The sequence below is a fragment of the Streptomyces sp. NPDC007189 genome (genome assembly GCF_040703635.1).
In the GTDB taxonomy this organism is placed as follows: domain Bacteria; phylum Actinomycetota; class Actinomycetes; order Streptomycetales; family Streptomycetaceae; genus Streptomyces.
The window spans coordinates 250007-267675 of record NZ_JBEYEY010000012.1 but is presented as its reverse complement, the minus strand read 5'-3'; the positions used below and the strand labels follow the sequence as shown (position 1 = coordinate 267675).

Here is a 17669-nt window from a genome sequence, read left to right as displayed (position 1 = left end):
GCCGTTACCTTCCTCTCACCGCCCCACAGCTTCCTCCCAGGCGCACCACAGCCCGTACCCATCGCCGGTCTGCATGGTGCACTGGTGACATCTGCCACCGATCCCCTCCCCCACACGACGACCGCGCCCCGCCACAGCCGCCGCTCGGCAGGCCCGCCGGACCGGGCGCCCCGCTGGTCGCTGCCCGTGCTGCTCGCGATCCTGCTGCTGGCCGCCGTGCTCTACACCTGGAACCTCTCCGGGTCGAGCCTCAACACCTTCTACAGCGGCGCCGTCTGGGCCGGCACGAAGAGCTGGAAGGCCTGGTTCTTCGGATCGCTGGACCCGGGCAACTTCCTCACCGTCGACAAACCGCCGCTCGCCCTCATGGTCATGGGCCTGTCGTGCCGCCTCTTCGGGTTCGGCACCTGGCAGATGATGGCGCCGATGACCGTGCTGGCGCTGGCCACGGTCTGGATCCTGCACTCCTGTGTGAAGCGGGTGTGGGGTCACGGCGCGGCAGCCGTGGCCGCCCTGGTCCTGGCCCTGACCCCGATCACGGTCGCCATCAACCGCGACAACAACCCCGACACGCTGCTGGTGTTCCTCATGGTGTCCGGCGCGGCGCTCGCCCTGCGCGCCACGCGTGACGACCGGCTGCGGCCCCTGCTCGGCTCGGCGGCCTGCTTCGGCCTCGCCTTCAACACCAAGCTGCTCGCGGGCTACATCGCGCTGCCCGCCGTCTTCGCCGTCTACCTCTACGCGTCCCGGGCCTCGTGGCCGAAGCGGGTGGCCCACCTGCTGCTCGCGGCGGTCGTGCTGGCCGTCTCCAGCTTCTGGTGGGCGCTGGCCGTCTCCCTGGTCCCGGCCGCCGACCGCCCGTACATCGGCGGTTCCACGGACGGCACCGCCTGGGACCTGATCATGGGCTACGACGGTCTCGGCCGCGTCTTCGGCGGCGAGGGCAACCGCGGTGGCGGCGGAGGCGGGGGCGGCTTCTCCGGCTCCGCGGGGCTCGGCCGGCTCTTCAACGACATCCTGGGCGGCCAGATCTCGTGGCTGCTGCCCTTCTCGGCGATCGCGCTGATCGGCGGCCTGGTGCTGTGCGGGCGCGCCCCGCGCACGGACCTCAGGCGGATGGCGCTGGTCCTGTGGGGCGGCTGGACCGTGCTCCACTACGTCATCTTCGCCACGGCCCAGGGCACCATGCACCCGTACTACACGACCGCGCTCGCCCCGGGCATCGCGGCGCTGTGCGGCGGCGGTGGCGCGATGCTGCTGCGGGCCTTCCGCACCGACAGGCGCTGGGCCTGGGTGCTGCCGCTCGCCCTCGGCGTCACCGGCGTCTGGGCGATCGTGCTGCTGCGCCGCGCCTCCGGCTGGCACACCTGGCTGTGGCCGGCGATCGGCCTGGTCACGGCGGCCGGGATCGCCGGCATGCTGCTCTTCCGCACCGGCGCCAGGGCCCGGCTGCTGGCGGCGTCCGTCGCCGCCGCGGTGGTGGCCGCGCTGGCCGGCCCGGCGGCGTACGCCTGGTCGGTGCCGTCGGGTTCCGGCGGGGGCATGGGCGGCACGAATCCCACGGCGGGACCGTCGACCGGCGGCGGCTTCGGCGGGGCCCGGGGCGGCTTCCCCGGCGGCGGCCGGCAGGGCACGGGGGGCGCTGAGGCCGACGGGGTGCCGGGCAACGGCGAACTGCCCGGCGGGGGGCAGGGGGCGCCGGGGGGCGGGAACGGCGAGCTGCCGAGCGGTGGCCCTGCCGGCTCCAGTAGCCGGTTCCCCGGAGCCGGGCAGGCGCCCGGTGGTAGGGGAGAGGCCGGCGGCAGCGGCCGTACCGGGGACGCGGGCGGCGCTCCCACGGGCCGACGCGGCGGCTTCGGCGGCGGCCTCATGGGAGGCGGGACGAGCAGCGAGCTGATCGCCTACCTCAAGAAACACCAGGACGGGGCGACTTGGCTGCTGGCCGTGTCCAACTCCCAGTCCGCAGCGCAGCTGGAGCTGACCGCCAAGGAGCCCGTCATCTCCATGTGGGGCTTCACCGGCAGCGACAACGCCATGACCGTCGCCAAGCTGAAGGAACTGGTGAAGAAGGGCGAGTTGCACTACATCCAGGTGGGCGGCGGCATGATGGGCGGCGGCAACACCGTCAGCTCGGCGGTCACGTCCTGGGTGCAGAAGCACGGGACGAAGGTGAAGGAGAGCGCGTACACCAAGAGTTCGTCCTCCAAGACCTCCGAGGCTTCCACGTCGCCCTCCTCACAGACCGCCCAGTCGACGCTCTACCGGCTGGACCCGTCGGACGCGAACTGAGAGAGCTGTTCGCCTGTTCGGCGCCGAACGGGTGCATAGGATCGTCGGCATGCCACTGCGACCTGTGATGGTGAACATCAAGGCCCTAGACGCCCCGGCGGTCGGCGGGTTCTGGGCGGAGGCGCTCGGCTGGAGCGCCTACCACCCCGGCGTGACGACGTACGTCGGGCCCGGCGGCGGCCCCGTCTGGCCCGACCCGGTCTTCGTCTGCGTCGACGTCGTCCCCGTCCCGGAGCCCAAGACGACGGCCAAGAACCGCGTGCACCTCGACCTCGCCACCACCTCCGCGTCCCACCAGGCGGAGCTGGTCGCCCGCCTTGAGTCTCTCGGCGCGACGCCCGCCGACGTGGGCCAGGGCACGGTGCCGTGGACGGTCCTGGCCGATCCCGAGGGCAACGAGTTCTGCGTGCTGGAGCCCCGGGACATCTACCGGGACACCGGCCCGATCGCCGCGGTGGTGGTCGACTGCGCGGATCCGCGGGCCATGGCCCGGTTCTGGGGCGAGGCGATCGACTGGACCCTGCACGAGGTGACGGACGACCGTGCCGTACTGCGCAACGCCAAGGGCGTCGGCCCGTACCTGGAGTTCCTCCGCACCCCCGGCACGAAGACCGCACCGGACCGCGTCCACCTCGACCTGCTCCCGTACCCCGGTGACGACAAAGCGGCGGAGGTGGCCCGGCTGCGAACCCTGGGCGCCACCGACCTCGACGTAGGCCAGGGCGACGTCCCCTGGACCTGCCTGACCGACCCGGAAGAGCACGAGTTCTGCGTCCTGGCCCCGTCCTGACACGGATCACTCGCTCACTCGGTGCGGAACAACTCCGCAGCGTCCGCGGCACGCACGGCCCGCTGGGCCCACGTCTCGAGTTGGCCGAGGTCGGTGCAGGCCATGACACGCTCGCGGACGCTGTCGGGTACCGGGATGTCACGCCATTCCAGGATGCGCAGGGTCATCTCCTGGCGGTCCTGGATCCGCCCCTCCTCTCGCACCTGCTCCGCCAGCGGGTGTCGCCAGAAGTACTGGATCGCCGTCATCAGATCCCTCCACATCTGCTTCGCCTGGGCGTCGGCCAGGCAGGAGTCGACGAACTGCACGAAGACTGCGGCACTGTCGGGGTCGATGGTCCGCAGGGCGGCGGCCAGGGATTCCAGTATGGCCGCAGCCTGTGGTCCACGCCCGTGTGTCATGGCCGACAGCACCGCAAGGGGGACGTCCTTCTCGGCCTGCCGCTCGTCCGCGATCACCGGCACGTTGTCCGGGCCGAGCACGAGCGGTCGTACCGTCAGCGACTCCCAGCCCGGGAAGCCGAGCCGGATCGGGCGCGACGCCCACCGGAGCATCGGATGAGGCGCCGATCCGTGCTGGAGCGCCAGACCCCCGTCCCGTACGAGACGATCGTCCACGAGGCGGCCCTGCGCATCCTGGTCTCCGACCGCCGGGCCGCCCGGGCTCAACTCCTTGAGATTCTGGGTGCGATCGAGCGAGGACACGCCACCGTACGCGTCATCCCCTTCGCCCGAGAGGGCTTCGCCGGGGCCGGGATCGAGATGATGTACGTGGGTGGTCCGCTCCCCCGCCTCGACACCGTGCTGCGCGACGCACCGCACGGCACCGCCTTCATCGATGCCGAATCCCAGCTGGCGCGCTTCCGAGCCCTGCTCAATAAGCTGGAGAAAGCAGCACTGCACCCCGTGGAATCACGGAACTTCATCCACCGCATGTCCAAGGAACTGTGAGGCGCCCGTATGGCCCAGGCCGTCCGCTGGCAGAAGTCGTCCTACTCCGGCGGAGGGGACGGCAATACGTGTGTCGAAGTCGCCGACCTCGACACCCACATAGCCGTCCGCGACTCCAAGGCCCCCGCCAGAGCCACCCTCACCTTCCCGGCCGACACCTTCGCCCGGTTCGTCGAGGCGCTGAAGAGGCCCGCAAACTGACCTTCGGAGGGGTCGCCGCACGCATCGCTGGGCGTGACCGTCGCCTTCGCTCGTAAAGAACTGCACAATGAGCCTTGTGCTGGAGAGTGACGAGCGTCGGCAGGCGCACGAGAACGCTCGGTGCGGCCATGGGGGCGACGACCTCGAGCACCCACGACGCGCCCCGATACTGCTGACCGCCATTTCGGTCCCGGTCGTCGGAGCGGTAGGGGCGCACCCGGGTTCGCTGCTTCGGGGGGCGGAGCGTGCCCAGGGCGCTGTCCTCATCGCCCTGCTGGTCACAGCAGTGGTCATTTTCCTTATCGCTTTGTCGCTGGGGAGCATTTGGGCCATCAACACGGTCGGCACCCTCATCCAGAGCGTCCACGGCGGGCGCAGGATGCGCCACGGCGATCATCCGTAGTCTTCGGAAAGCTCCGCCGCCCGCCGTCGCTACCGCTCCGAGCCGAAGCAGTGCCGCTCGCCGTCGCGGACCAGGCAGGCGCGCACGCCGTCCAGGTCGGACCGGGACGCGGCGACCATCGGCGTCGACAGGGAGTCCTTCGCGTCGTACCGGTCCCTGACCTCGATCCGCAGCGGGGCATGACGCGGTACGAGGATCTCCGCCCGGTCCCCCACCTCGCCGAGGTCGATCCGCGCCCACACCGCACCGCAGGCCGCGCTGTGCCGGATCTTGACCACCGTCGGCCCGGGGAAGCTCCGTCGGCCCAGGGTCACCGGCACGGGATCCGCCCCGCAGCCGTACGTCTCGGGGTCCTTGCCCGTGCAGCCGGTGCCGTGGCATCCCTTCGCCAGGGTGGTGGGGGACGGGGACGGTGTCGTACGCGGGTCCGGGGCGGACCCGGTGAACGCTCCCGTGGCCGCGAGCATGACCACCGTCGCGACGGCCGCGGCCGCGATCCCGCCTGCTATTCCGGCGAGCAGGCGCCTGGATGGGCGGCGGCCCGCTTCGCCGGGCGGCGGGGATGACCCGGCCGGGGCGTACGGACCCCCGGTCGTCTCCGGCTGACTGCTGGGCGGCGCATCCGTACGTCCAGCCCCCGCGCCCACGGCCGCCGTAGGCCCTCCCGCCGCCCGCCCGCTGGCCACCGCGTCCGCCAGCTCCCACAGGGCGAGCGCCCGGCCGGGATGTTCGCCCGCCAGCTCGCACAGTCCGGTGACGGCCTGCCGGGGCGGGACGGTCGTACCGCGCAGGTAGCGGTCCCACGACGACTTGCTGTACGGCGTCTTCGCGGCCAGCGCCGCCAGGCTCAGGCCGGTCCGGGTCCGCAGCGCGCGCAGGGTCTCCGCCAGGCGCTCGCACTCCACCGGACGGGCGCCGGACGGGCGGCCGGACGTCATTTCCGCAGCACCCCCCAGGTGTCCTCGCCGACGACCCCGTCCACGCGGATGTGGGCCCCGGCCTGCAGCCTTTCCACCGCACGCTCGGTGTGCGCGCCGAACACCCCGTCGGCGGTACCCGGTGAGAAGCCGTGGTGGCGCAGCAGGCACTGCACCTCGACGACGGCCCACTGGGCGGATCCCGAGCCGATCAGGTCGACCCGGGTGGTGCTGTATCCGGCGTAGAGCAGCCCGTCCCCGGCGCGGTGCACGTGGCACGGGTACTCCTTGCCGGGCCGGAACACGAACGCCCCCTTCGGGCCGGAGGCTCCCGGCGCCGGCTCGGTGGCGTCCGCCGAGACCGGACGGTCGGCGGTCCGGTGCCCGCCGCCCTCCCACGGCGCGGCCACGAGAAGGGCGATCACCGCCGCGAGGAGGACCACCGACGTCACCACGGCGGTGAGCAGCCGCCGCCGTCCCCGAACCCTGCCCTTCGGCTCCTCACCGGCCGGACGGGATTCCGGCTCCGTGACCCCCTCACCGGTCTCACCGGTCTCACCGGTCTCCCCGGTCTTCCCGGAATCCTCCGCCTCCCCGCCCCCGCGCCCCGCCGCCACCGCCACCTCGTGCAGGGCCAGCAGGCGGGCCGGGTCCGCGTTGCAGGCGCGTGCCAGGGCGGCGACCGCCTCCTGCGGCGGCAGCGAGCGGCCGTTGAGGTAGCGGTCCCAGGAGGCACGGCTGTAGCCGGTCCGGGCGGCCAGCGCCTGCAGGCCGAGTCCGCTGTGGTCCTTGATACGGCGCATCTGGACGGCGAGTTGCCGCACTCGCGGGTCGAGCGAGTCCGGCAACTGCTTCCAACGAGACATGTCCCACCCCATGTCTGTGGCAGTTTCCGACATGAGGATGCCTCAGCGGGGACGTCCGGTTCCCATGGACTTCTGTTCGAGCGCATGGATTCGGCCGGATTCCTCCGTGCCCGCGCGTCCCGCCGGCGCCTCATCCCGCAGGGTGTTTCCGCAGGCCGCGGGGTGGGACGTCCCGGGCCGGCGGCAACTGCGCGGCGGGCCTGGTGCCGCGTCGGGATCGGCCTGCACCGTCGGTGGTGCACGACGGGCGGTGCGGCCCACCCCGCACCGCCCCAGGCAGTCGGCGGCCCGCAGGCACGGGGGTGCGGCGGGCCGGCTCAGGCGACTGCCGCCTACAGGCAACCGACATCGAGGAGCATCCATGCGATTCCGCATCGCGACCGCGTCCGTCCTGACCGCGTGCGCCCTGGCCGGAAGCGGTCTGGCCGTCTCCGCGCAGGCCGCCTCGGCCGACCCGCACACCCCGTCGGCCGCGGCCGTCGCGTCCACCGCCGCCCGTCCGAAGTGTCCGTATCCGTACGTCTGCTTCTACAACGGCAACACGATGACCGGGAAGTTCAAGGACACCGGCTACTGGCAGAAGCTCGGCGCCAGCCGCAAGGCGAAGGGCGCGCTCAACACCCGGCACGACGACGTGGCCTACGTGCGGTTCTCCAACCACCCCACGATCTGCATGAAGCCCGGCGAGGGATGGGCCTTCAACGGGGCGCACCCGACGCAGGTGTACATCAGCACCTCCAGCAAGTGCCACTAGGGCAGGCTGCCTAGGCTCGCTGCTCCAGGTGGGTCGGCGCGAACATCCGCAGGACCGCCGGGAGCACGACCACCGACGGGCCCGGCGCCGCCAGCGCCTTCGCCAGGTCGTCCTCCAGTGTCTCCGGGGTCGTACGGACCCCGGGGACGCCGAAGGACTCGGCGAGGGCTACGTAGTCCGGGCGGGTCAGCTCGGTCGCCGTGGCCTGGCCGAAGGCGTCCGTCATGTACTCGCGGAGGATGCCGTAGCCGCCGTCGTCGACGATCAGCCAGGTGACGGGCAGGTCGTACTGGCGGGCGGTGGCCAGTTCCGCGATCGAGTACAGCGCCCCGCCGTCGCCCGACACCGCCAGCACCGGGCGGGTCGGGTCGGCGGCCGCCGCGCCCAGCGCCGCCGGGAAGCCGTAGCCGAGGCCACCGGCCCCCTGCGCCGAGTGCATGGTGTTCGCGCCCCGGGGGTCGAAGGCCGACCACGCCCAGTACGCCAGGATCGTCATGTCCCAGAAGGAGGGGGCACCGGCGGGCAGCGCGCGGCGTACGGAGGCCAGCACCTGCTGCTCCAGGCCGAGTTCCTGGGCGGCGATGCGGGCGGCCACCTTCTCCAGCAGCTTCCGCACCCGCTGCGGCGCCGAGGCGTCCGTCCGCTCCTGAACCGTCTCCAGCAGGGCCTGGAGCGCCAGGCGGGCGTCCGCGTGGATGCCCAGCGCGGGGTGGTTGGACTCCAGTTTGCCGAGGTCGGCCTCGATCTGGATGACCCGGCCGCGCGGCCTGAACGTGTGGTAGTTCGAGGAGAGTTCGCCCAGCCCCGAGCCCACGACCAGCAGGACGTCCGCGTCCTGAAGAAAGTCCGTGGTGTGCCGGTCCTCCAGCCAGGACTGCAGCGACAGCGGGTGCTCCCACGGGAACGCGCCCTTGCCGCCGAAGGTGGTCACCACCGGCGCCTGAAGCTTCTCCGCCAGTGCCTTCAGCTTCCCCGACGCGTCGGACCGTACGACCCCGCCGCCCGCGATGATCGCCGGGCGGGCGGCGTGCGACAACAAGTGGGCTGCCACCGCCGTCAGTTCGGGGCGCGGGACCAGGTCCTCCGGGGTGGCGTCCGGTGCCGTCACCACGGGCAGGGCGGTCGGGGCCAGCAGCACGTCCTGCGGGATCTCCACCCACACCGGGCCGTGCGGAGCCGTCAGCGCCGACTTCCAGGCCGCCGCGATCGCGGACGGGATCTGGGACTGCGTGCGGACGGTGTGCACCGACTTCACCACGCCCCGGAACGAGGCCGCCTGGTCGGGGAGTTCGTGGAGGTAGCCGTGGCGGCCGCCGCCCAGTCCGGCCGTCGGGATCTGGCTGCTGATCGCCAGCACGGGGGCCGACGCCGCCGCCGCCTCCTGCAACGCCGCGAGCGACGTCAGCGCGCCGGGGCCCGTCGAGAGCAGCAGCGGGGCCGCCTCGCCGGTGATCCGGCCGTACGCGTCCGCCGCGAAGCCGGCGTTGTTCTCCACCCGCAGGCCCACATACCGCAGGGCGGACCTGCGCAGGGCGTCGAACATGCCCAGCGCGTGCTGGCCGGGGAGGCCGAAGACGGTCGTCGCGCCCAGCCCGGCCAGCGTCTCCACGACCAGGTCTCCGCCGTTGCGCCCGGCGGGCGGGTTCAGCGCGGCCTCCGTCTGGGCGGCGGTCGGACGGAGCTCCAGGTCGTGGTCGTGGGTCACTTGCCCTCGTTCTCCTTGCGGGCGGCCGCGATCTGGCGGCTCATGATGGTGGTCAGTTCGTACGCCGTGTGGGAGGCCGCCACCGAGGTGATCTCGGCGTGGTCGTAGGCCGGGGCCACCTCGACGACGTCTGCGGAGACCAGGTGGCACGAGGCCAGGCCGCGCAGGATCTCCAGCAGTTCGCGGGAGGTCATGCCGCCCGCCTCCGGCGTGCCCGTGCCGGGGGCGTGGGCCGGGTCGAGGCAGTCGATGTCGATGGAGATGTACAGCGGGCGGTCGCCGATGCGCTGGCGGAGCTGGTCGGCGATCTCGTCGGCGCCGCGGCGGTAGACGTCGGCGGAGGTGACGATGCCGAAGCCCATCTTCTCGTCGTCGGTGAGGTCCTGCTTGCCGTACAGCGGGCCGCGCGTGCCGACGTGGGACAGGGCCGAGGTGTCGAGGATGCCCTCCTCCACCGCGCGGCGGAACGGGGTGCCGTGGGTGTACTCGGCGCCGAAGTAGGTGTCCCAGGTGTCGAGGTGGGCGTCGAAGTGGAGCAGGGCGACCGGGCCGTGCTTCTTCGCGACGCTCCTGAGCAGCGGCAGCGCGATGGTGTGGTCGCCGCCCAGCGTCATCAGGCGGGCGCCGGTGCCGAGCAGCTCGTCCGCCGCGGCCTCGACGGTCTCGACGGCCTCGTTGATGTTGAACGGGTTCACCGCGATGTCGCCGCCGTCCGCGACCTGGGCGAGGGCGAACGGGGAGGCGTCCTGTGCCGGGTTGTACGGGCGCAGCAGCCGGGACGCCTCGCGGATGGCGTTGCCGCCGAAGCGGGCGCCCGGCCGGTACGAGACGCCGGAGTCGAACGGCACGCCCACGACGGCGACGTCGGCGGTGCCGACCTCGTCCAGGCGGGGCAGCCGGGCGAAGGTCGCGGGGCCGGCGTACCGCGGGATGCGGGAGGAGTCGACGGGGCCGCGGGGCGTCTCGTTGCTGCTCATGGTCAATTGCCTTCTTTCTTGCGCTTCGTCGCGCTTGTACTGCTTTCCTTATGACTCTACTGGTGAGTCGGGACCGGTTCGGACGCGAGTTCGGGGTTCCTGCCGGCGAGACGTTCGCGCCAGGTGGCGAGGACCGTCTCGTCGGTGGGCCTGGTCGCCAGGGAGACGGCGACGTAGGCGGCGAGGGAGGCGAGCAGGCCGTAGTAGACGGGCTCGTTGGCGAGGATGCCGTAGCCCGCCATCAGGCCGATCACGGCGAGGCCGCCGCCGATCACGGAGGCCAGCGCGCCCTGGACGGTGCCGCGCTTCCACAGCAGGCCGCCGAGGATGGGGACGAGCAGGCCGGCGACGAGGAGGTTGTACGCCACGGTCAGCGCCTCGACCACGTTGTTCAGGGCGATTGCCGTGCCGATCACCGCCACGCCCATGATCAGGATGAAGGCGCGGTTGCCGCCGACCTCGTCGTGGTCCTCGCCGGACCGCCTGGTGAGCCCCCGCAGCCGCGACCAGATGTCGTTGTTGGCGACCGTGGCGCAGGCGATCAGGGCGCCGGAGGAGGTCGACATCACCGCGGCGAGGGCGGCGGCCAGCACCAGGCCGCGCACACCGATGGGCAGTTCGTCCTTGACGATGGTGGCGAAGGCGTCGTCGGGGCTGCCGAGCCCCGGGTACATGACCTTGGCCGCGGTGCCGATGACGGCGCCGGCGAGGGCGTAGGCCAGGCAGTAGGTGCCGGCGACGGTGCCGCCGTACCGGGCGGTCCTGTCGCTGCGGGCGGTGAACACGCGCTGCCAGATGTCCTGGCCGATCAGCATGCCGAACGTGTAGATCAGGACGTAGGTGAAGATCGTCTCGCCGCCGATGCCCAGCGGGTCGAAGTACGAGGTCGGCAGCTTGGCCTTCATCCCGGAGAAACCGCCCGCCTTGACGACCGCGATCGGCAGGAGCAGCAGCAGGACGCCGATGGTCTTCACCACGAACTGGACCATGTCGGTCAGCGTGATGGACCACATGCCGCCGAGGGTGGAGTAGGCGACGACGATCGAGCCGCCGAGGACGATCGCGACGGTCCGGTTCATGTCGAACAGGACGTCGAAGATCGTGGCGTAGGCGATGGTCGAGGTGACGGCCAGCATGAGGGTGTACGCCCACATGACCACGCCGGAGATGACGCCGGCCCGGCCGCCGTAGCGCAGGTCCAGCATCTCGGAGACGGTGTAGACCTTCAGCCGGGCGATGCGGGCGGAGAAGAACACCGACAGGGCCAGCAGGCCGAGGCCGATGGTGAAGACCATCCAGGCGCCGGACAGGCCGTACTGGTAGCCGAGGCCCACGCCGCCGATGGTGGACGCGCCGCCGAGGACGATCGCCGCCATGGTGCCGGAGTACATGGCCGGGCCCAGGCGGCGGCCCGCCACCAGGAAGTCGCTCTTGGACCGGGCGCGGCGCATGCCCCACCAGCCCATGGCCAGCATGCCGGCGAGATAGACGACGATCACTGTGTAGTCGACGGCCATGGGGCGGCCCTCCTTCGCGCACGTTCGGTGGCGTGTCGTGCAGGTACGTGGGGACGGGCCGGCAGCAGATCGCGGGGACATCCGCCCGTACCCGCGGCTGCCGGTCTGACTTGACACTAGGTGGCCGGAAAGCGACTGCGAAGTGTACGTTTCATCCATCCGTACGGGGCTGAATGGAGGGTCCGCACACCATGCCGGAAACAAGCGCCCCGATCGCCCCGGCGGTCCCGCCGACCCCACCGGTCCCGCTGTCGGCGCTGCTGGCCCGGGAGGACCTGGCCCTGCGCCAGATCGCGGGCCCGTCCGACCCCTCGGTCGTGATCCACTGGGCGCACACCTCGGAGATGGCCGACCCGTACCCGTATCTGCTGGGCGGCGAGCTGCTGCTCACGGCCGGGGTGCACATCCCGGAGGCGGCGGGGTCGGGCACGTACTTCGACGACTACGTCTCCCGGATCGTCGAGGCGGGCGGCGCGGCCCTCGGCTTCGGCGTGGCGCCGGTGCACGACACGGTCCCGCGGGCGCTGGTGGCCGCCTGCGAGCGCCATGGACTGCCCCTGCTGGAGGTACCGCCCCGGACCACCTTCTCCGGCGTGGCCCGCGCGGTGTGGCAGCTGATGGCCCAGGCCCGCCTGGCCGAACTCCGCCGCGTCACGGAGGCCCAGCAGAGCCTCGCCGCGGCCGCCGCCCGCCCGGATCCGGTGCCCTCGGTGCTGCGCCGCCTGGCCCGGCACCTCTCCGGGCACGCGGTCCTCTACGGCCCCGACGGCACGCCCCTCGCCACGGCGGGCCGGACTCCGCCCGAGGAGACCGGCAGGGCCCTGGCCGCCCTGGCGGCGGTGGTACGGCCGACGGACGGCCAGGCGGCGCAGGAACAGTCCGCAAGCGGCCCGGCGGCGCAGGCCGGCCCGACCAGCGCCCCGGGAGCACGGCCACGCCCCACCAGCGGCCCGACGGTGTCGGCACGGTCCGCCAGCGACCCCGCGGCGGCGACACGCCCCACCAGCAGCCCGGCGGCATCGGCACGCCCCTCCAGTAGCCCGGCGGCACAGGCACGCCCCGCAAGCGACCCCGCGGCGACGGCACGCCCCACCACCAGCTCGGCGGCAGTGGCAGGCCCGACCAGCGGCCCGGCAGCATCGGCACCCCCCTCCAGCAGCCCGGCGGCACAGGCACTCCCCGCAAGCGACCCCGCGGCGGCGGCACGCCCCACCACCAGCTCGGCTGCGGTGGCAGGCCCGACCAGCGGCCCGGCGGCATCGGCACCCCCCTCCAGCAGCCCGGCGGCACAGGCACGCCCCGCAAGCGACCCCGCGGCGACGGCACGCCCCACCACCAGCTCGGCGGCGGTGGCAGGCCCGACCAGCGGCCCGGCGGCATCGGCACGCCCCTCCAGTAGCCCGGCGGCACAGGCACACCCCACCAGCAGCCCGGCGGCACAGGCGCACCCCACCAGCGGCCCGGCGGCACAGGCGCACCCCACCAGCAGCCCGGCAGTGCAGGCACCCCCCGCCAGCGGCCCGGCGCCCGTGGGGGACCGGGCGTCTGGCGACGGCACCTCGGCCGGCGCGGTCAGGGGAGCCCGTCCCGCCGCAACCGGTTCCGCCGGACCCCGTCCCGCCGCCGCCCGGACCGGCGCAACCGGTCCCGCCGCCGCCCGGACCGGTGCCGGCCGTCCCTCCCCCGCCTCCGCCACCGACACGCTCGGGGACACCCATCTCTCCGTGTACGCGCTCGGGTCCGGTGACGGATTCGTCCTCGGGGTGGCCACCGCGCGCCGTGAGCCCGGTGACCACACCATCGCCTCGGTCGCCTCCGTCCTGCTGTCGCTGCTGACCGGCGAGCACCACAGCGGCGCGGGCGCGGCCCGCTCCTCCGCCCTGGTACGGCTGTTGCTGGGGTCCCCGCCCGAGGAGGTCGCCCCGCTGCTGGGCGCCGGGCAGTGGTTCGTCGTGCACGCCCGGCCGGAGGCCCAGCCGCCCGACGCGGTCGCCGCCTCCGCGCTCGGGGCCGCGCTGGGCTCGCCGCTGGTCGACGTCGGCCGGGACGGCGTACGGGTGCTGGTGCCGGGCGGGCGGCCGCCGCAGCCGCAGGCCGGGTGGACGCTCGGGGTGAGCGCGGCCGTGGAGCCGCGGGAGTGGCCGGCCGCCGACGCGCAGGCGGCCCGCGCCCTGGCCCGGGCCCGCGCCACCCGCGCCCCGCTGGTCCGGCACGGGACCCGGCCGGGCCTGGAGGACCTGGTGCCGCAGGCGGACGCCCAGGCGCACGCCCGCGCGCTGCTCGCCCCGCTCGCCGGCCGCCCCGAGCTGGCCGAGACCCTGCGCAACTGGCTGGCGCTGCACGGCAGTTGGGACCGTACGGCGGTGGCCTTGGAGGTGCACCGCAACACCGTGCGGCAGCGCATCGCCCGCTGCGCCGCCCTGCTGGACGCCGACCTGGACGACCCGGACGTGCGCATGGAGCTGTGGTTCGCGCTGCGGCACGGCTGACCAGGGGCGTGAGTCACGTCCCAGCGGGCGATATGCCGAGGACGGCCGTGCCGCGCTGCCTCACAATGGAGGCATGCCGATACCCGGGACACCCAGCCGCGCCCAGCTCGTCGACCACCTGGTGAGGACCCGTATCGCGGGGGACGTCGCCACGCCCCGTGAGAACAACCTCTCCCACTACCGTCAGCTCGCCAACGGTGTCCGGAACTTCTGGCTCGGCCTGGAGCTGGGCGACCGCTGGACGGACGAGCAGGACGTGCTCGCGGTGATGGCCGAGCGGGTCGGCGTCAACGACGATCCCGAGTACCGGTACGGGCAGGACACCATCGACCCCGAACTGACCGTGGACGCCCTGGAGCGGATGGCGGCGCGGCTGCGCAAGGCGGCCGAGGACCGGCAGCGGGTGCTGTTCGCGACCGGTCACCCGGGCGGGCTGCTGGACGTGCACCGGGCCACGGCCGCCGCGCTGCGCACCGCCGGCTGCGAGATCGTGGTCATCCCGGACGGGCTGCAGACGGACGAGGGGTACGTCATGCAGTTCGCGGACGTGGCGGTGCTGGAGCACGGGGCGACGCTGTGGCACACCCACTCCGGAGAGCCGATGCGGGCCGTGCTGCAGGGACTTGAGCGCGAGGGGCGCCCGCTGCCGGACCTGGTCGTCGCGGACCACGGCTGGGCCGGGTACGCCGGACAGCACGGCCTGGACGCGGTCGGCTACGCCGACTGCAACGACCCGGCGCTGTTCCTCGCCGAGTCCGAGGGCACCCTCCAGGTCGTGGTGCCGCTCGACGACCATGTCGTCAGCCCCCGGCACTACGACCCGATGACCGCGTATCTGCTGGCGGAGGCGGGCCTTTCCTGACCCGCCTGCCGCGCCGCTCCCGGCGCGGCACTGTGCGGCCCCGCGTACAGGGCCGCACGGTGTGGCGCGATCGGCACCGGTTCAGCTGCTGCTACTGCTTCTGCTGGAGTTGTTCGAGCTGCCGCTCTGGTTGTTGCCGGAGCTGCTGTTCTTGTTGCCGCTGCTGGAGTTGTTGTTGTTGTTCGAATTGCCGTTGCCCCAGCTGCCGTTGCTCCAGTTGCCGTTGCCCCAGCTGCCGTTGCTCCAGTTGCCGTTGTTCCGGTAGCCGTTGCCGCCGCGGCCGTGATGGCGCCCGTGGTGGCGGTGGTGGTGGCCGCCGCCGCAACCGCAGCCCCAGCCCCAGCCTCCGCCGCCGTGCCGGCCGTGGTAGCTGACGGTGTGCGTGGGGGCCGCCGAGGCGGTGCCGGCCGAACCGATCGCGGCTCCGCCGGCCAGCAGGAGGCCCGCGGCGGACATCACGACATAACGCTTGACGCGCAGTGCTCGCATGGGAAAGTACCCTTCTGTCTCCATCATCTCCCGCTGCTCCACGAGGAGTTCGCGGGCGGATGGCCGGCGCCGTGCTCACTGAGGGGACACGCACGGCGCGCTCTTGAGGTGTGACCGCAGAAGACTCACTGGACGGATGTCGCCGCCGACGTCTGCCGTTCCCGCGATCCGGGAACCGTCGGACGGTCACACCGTGTGCTGCGGCCGTCACTCATAGAGATTAGTGCCCCACCCGTCACTCGGCATCTCGAAGCGGTGTCAGCCGCGCGGCACGCGGACGACGCCCTCCTGGATGACGGTGATGGCGAGCCGCCCGTCCTGCGTGTAGATGCGGGCCTGCCCCAGGCCGCGGCCGCCGTGCGCGGACGGCGACTCCTGGTCGTACAGCAGCCATTCGTCGGCGCGGAAGGGCCGGTGGAACCACATCGCGTGGTCCAGGGAGGCGCCCACGACGTCGCCGACCGCCCAGCCGCCGCGCCCGTGCGCGAGCAGCACGGAGTCGAGCAGGGTCATGTCGGAGACGTAGGTGGCGAGGACGACGTGCAGCAGCGGGTCGTCGTCCAGCTTGCCGGCGGTGCGGAACCACACCTGTGAGTGCGGCTCGCGCGGCGCGCCGAACTGACCGTACGGCGGCTCGTCCACGTACCTGAGGTCGATCGCCTCGCGCGCCTGAAGGAACCGCTCGACGACCTCGGGGGCGAGGTGGTCGTACCCGCGCAGCCGCTCCTGCGAGGTGGGCAGGGTCGCCGGGTCGGGGGACGGCGGCATGGGCGCCTGGTGGTCGAGGCCTTCCTCGTACCGCTGGAAGGACGCCGAGAGATGGAAGATCGGCTTTCCGTGCTGGACGGCGACCACGCGGCGGGTGGTGAAGGACCGGCCGTCGCGGATGCGGTCGACGGAGTAGACGATCGGCGCGCCGGGGTCGCCGGGGCGCAGGAAGTAGGCGTGCAGCGAGTGCGCGGGCCGGTCGGCGGGGACCGTGCGCCCGGCGGCGACCAGCGCCTGTGCCGCGACCTGTCCGCCGAAGACGCGGGGTACGACGGCGGAGCGGGACCGGCCGCGGAAGATGTTCTCCTCGATCTGCTCGAGGTCGAGCAGATCGAGGAGATCCTGGAGTGCCTGGCTCATGGCATCTAGTTGTACAGGCCAGTGATGACGGCGATGACAGGGCCGTCTTACAGGCCCATGTCCTTGGCGATGATCGTCTTCATGATCTCGCTGGTGCCGCCGTAGATGCGGTTGACGCGGTTGTCCGCGTACAGGCGCGCGATCGGGTACTCGTTCATGTAGCCGTAGCCGCCGTGCAGCTGGAGGCAGCGGTCGATCACGCGGTGGGCGACCTCGGTGCAGAACAGCTTGGCGGAGGCGGCCTCGGCGGGGGTCAGCTCGCCGGCGTCCAGGGCCTCGGTGGCGCGGTCGGCGACGGCCTCGGCGGCGTCCACCTCGGCCTGGCAGGCGGCCAGCTCGAACTTGGTGTTCTGGAAGTGCGCGACCGGCTTGCCGAAGACGGTGCGCTCTTGGACGTACTGCTTGGCGAACCGGACGGCGGCCTTGGCCTGCGCGTAGGCGCCGAAGGCGATGCCCCAGCGCTCGGAGGCGAGGTTGTGGCCGAGGTAGGAGAAGCCCTTGTTCTCCTCGCCGAGCAGGTCCTCGACCGGCACCTTGACGTCGACGAACGCCAGCTCGGCGGTGTCGGAGGTGCGCAGGCCCAGCTTGTCCAGCTTGCGGCCGACGGAGTAGCCCTCGGACTTGGTGTCCACGGCGAACAGGGAGATGCCGTGCCGGCGGTCCTCGGCGGTGGGCGCGGCCGTGCGGGCGCAGACGATCACCTTGTCGGCGTGCACGCCGCCGGTGATGAAGGTCTTGGCGCCGTTGAGGACGTAGTGCGTGCCGTCCTCGCTCAGCTTGGCGGTGGTCTTCATGCCCGCGAGGTCGGAGCCGGTGCCCGGCTCCGTCATCGCGATGGCCCACATCTCCTCGCCGGTGACGAACTTCGGCAGGTAGCGCTTCTTCTGCTCGTCGGTGGCGAGCATCTTGATGTACGGCAGGGCGAGCAGGACGTGCACGCCGGAGCCGCCGAAGCTGACGCCCGCGCGGGCGGTCTCCTCGTAGATGACGGCCTCGAACTTGTGGGTCTCCAGGCCCGCGCCGCCGAACTCCTCCGGCACGCTGATGCCGAAGATGCCCAGCTCACCGAGCTTGTAGTAGAAGTCGCGCGGCGCCTGGCCGGCGGCGAACCACTCGTCGTACACGGGTACGACCTCGGCCTCGATGAAGGCGCGAAGGGTCTCCCGGAACGCCTCGTGATCCTCGTTGAACACCGTACGGCGCACGCCGCCCACCTCCAGCTACCTGTCTAAGCGCTTGCTCAGATTCGAAGATACCGGCGAGTACGGTGATGCGTCCAGAGACGAAGGTCACTCTGACGGAGGGGCGACGCGCGTCACAGGGAAGGGGCGG

15 protein-coding genes and 1 pseudogene are annotated in these 17669 nt (G+C 72.6%); 7 read left to right on the top strand and 9 right to left on the bottom strand.

All coding sequences use genetic code 11. The annotated features are described in order from the left end of the window. The first annotated feature begins 84 nt into the window (after positions 1-84). Both AB0950_RS24880 and AB0950_RS24875 read left to right on the top strand, forming a co-directional pair. Positions 85-2289, top strand: a complete 2205-nt coding sequence (locus AB0950_RS24880) for a glycosyltransferase family 39 protein (protein WP_366779427.1) — start codon at positions 85-87, stop codon at positions 2287-2289. A gap of 49 nt (positions 2290-2338) precedes the next feature. Next, complete coding sequence (locus AB0950_RS24875) at positions 2339-3079, top strand: VOC family protein (protein ID WP_366779426.1); 741 nt, start codon at positions 2339-2341, stop codon at positions 3077-3079. 14 nt (positions 3080-3093) lie between these two features. On the opposite strand, the pseudogene AB0950_RS24870 reads toward AB0950_RS24875, so the two are convergent. Next, a pseudogene (locus AB0950_RS24870) lies at positions 3094-3627 on the bottom strand (hypothetical protein); the annotation flags it as partial. A 9-nt stretch (positions 3628-3636) separates the two neighbouring features. On the opposite strand from AB0950_RS24870, the gene AB0950_RS24865 reads away from it, so the two are divergent. Then, positions 3637-4029 carry a Scr1 family TA system antitoxin-like transcriptional regulator gene (locus AB0950_RS24865; RefSeq protein ID WP_360145039.1) on the top strand — a complete coding sequence of 131 codons (393 nt, stop codon included), beginning with the start codon at positions 3637-3639 and terminating at the stop codon, positions 4027-4029. 9 nt (positions 4030-4038) lie between these two features. Continuing rightward, complete coding sequence (locus AB0950_RS24860) at positions 4039-4230, top strand: DUF397 domain-containing protein (protein WP_366779425.1); 192 nt, start codon at positions 4039-4041, stop codon at positions 4228-4230. 432 nt (positions 4231-4662) lie between these two features. Here AB0950_RS24860 and AB0950_RS24855 read toward each other — a convergent pair whose 3' ends face one another. Together AB0950_RS24855 and AB0950_RS24850 are read right to left on the bottom strand one after the other, a co-directional pair. Next, positions 4663-5571: a DUF2690 domain-containing protein gene (locus AB0950_RS24855; protein WP_366779424.1), complete on the bottom strand. Its 909-nt coding sequence runs from the start codon at positions 5569-5571 to the stop codon at positions 4663-4665. Then, positions 5568-6416 carry a helix-turn-helix domain-containing protein gene (locus tag AB0950_RS24850; RefSeq protein WP_366779423.1) on the bottom strand — a complete coding sequence of 283 codons (849 nt, stop codon included), beginning with the start codon at positions 6414-6416 and terminating at the stop codon, positions 5568-5570. Before AB0950_RS24850 ends, AB0950_RS24855 begins: the two co-directional genes overlap by 4 nt. Positions 6417-6777: 361 nt before the next feature. Here AB0950_RS24850 and AB0950_RS24845 point away from each other — a divergent pair, with 361 nt between their 5' ends. Beyond that, positions 6778-7170: a hypothetical protein gene (locus AB0950_RS24845; RefSeq protein ID WP_360145054.1), complete on the top strand. Its 393-nt coding sequence runs from the start codon at positions 6778-6780 to the stop codon at positions 7168-7170. 10 nt (positions 7171-7180) lie between these two features. On the opposite strand, the gene AB0950_RS24840 is transcribed toward AB0950_RS24845, so the two are convergent. Genes AB0950_RS24840 through AB0950_RS24830 form a run of 3 tightly spaced genes read right to left on the bottom strand, consistent with a single transcriptional unit; the run spans position 7181 to position 11369 of the window. Continuing rightward, on the bottom strand, positions 7181-8875 hold the full coding sequence (locus AB0950_RS24840) for a thiamine pyrophosphate-binding protein (protein ID WP_360572343.1): 1695 nt from the start codon (positions 8873-8875) through the stop codon (positions 7181-7183). After that, complete coding sequence (speB, locus tag AB0950_RS24835) at positions 8872-9852, bottom strand: agmatinase (protein WP_360145060.1); 981 nt, start codon at positions 9850-9852, stop codon at positions 8872-8874. Before speB ends, AB0950_RS24840 begins: the two co-directional genes overlap by 4 nt. 56 nt (positions 9853-9908) lie before the next feature. After that, complete coding sequence (locus AB0950_RS24830; protein WP_366779422.1) at positions 9909-11369, bottom strand: sodium:solute symporter; 1461 nt, start codon at positions 11367-11369, stop codon at positions 9909-9911. Positions 11370-11560: 191 nt separating this feature from the next. Here AB0950_RS24830 and AB0950_RS24825 point away from each other — a divergent pair, with 191 nt between their 5' ends. After that, a complete protein-coding gene (locus AB0950_RS24825; protein ID WP_366779421.1) occupies positions 11561-13858 on the top strand; it encodes a PucR family transcriptional regulator ligand-binding domain-containing protein in 2298 nt (765 codons plus the stop codon). Between the two features lie 73 nt (positions 13859-13931). After that, positions 13932-14720: a phosphatase gene (locus tag AB0950_RS24820; RefSeq protein ID WP_360145069.1), complete on the top strand. Its 789-nt coding sequence runs from the start codon at positions 13932-13934 to the stop codon at positions 14718-14720. An 81-nt stretch (positions 14721-14801) separates the two neighbouring features. Here the strand turns inward: AB0950_RS24820 and AB0950_RS24815 are convergent, their stop codons facing one another. From AB0950_RS24815 to AB0950_RS24805, 3 genes are all read right to left on the bottom strand, one after another. Further along, the gene (locus tag AB0950_RS24815) at positions 14802-15209 is read right to left on the bottom strand and encodes a hypothetical protein (protein WP_366779420.1); all 408 of its coding nucleotides are present in this window, start codon (positions 15207-15209) and stop codon (positions 14802-14804) included. Between the two features lie 258 nt (positions 15210-15467). Continuing rightward, complete coding sequence (locus tag AB0950_RS24810; RefSeq protein ID WP_360145075.1) at positions 15468-16337, bottom strand: acyl-CoA thioesterase II; 870 nt, start codon at positions 16335-16337, stop codon at positions 15468-15470. Positions 16338-16384: 47 nt separating this feature from the next. Further along, a complete protein-coding gene (locus AB0950_RS24805; RefSeq protein ID WP_360145078.1) occupies positions 16385-17542 on the bottom strand; it encodes an acyl-CoA dehydrogenase family protein in 1158 nt (385 codons plus the stop codon). Positions 17543-17669 lie beyond the last annotated feature (127 nt).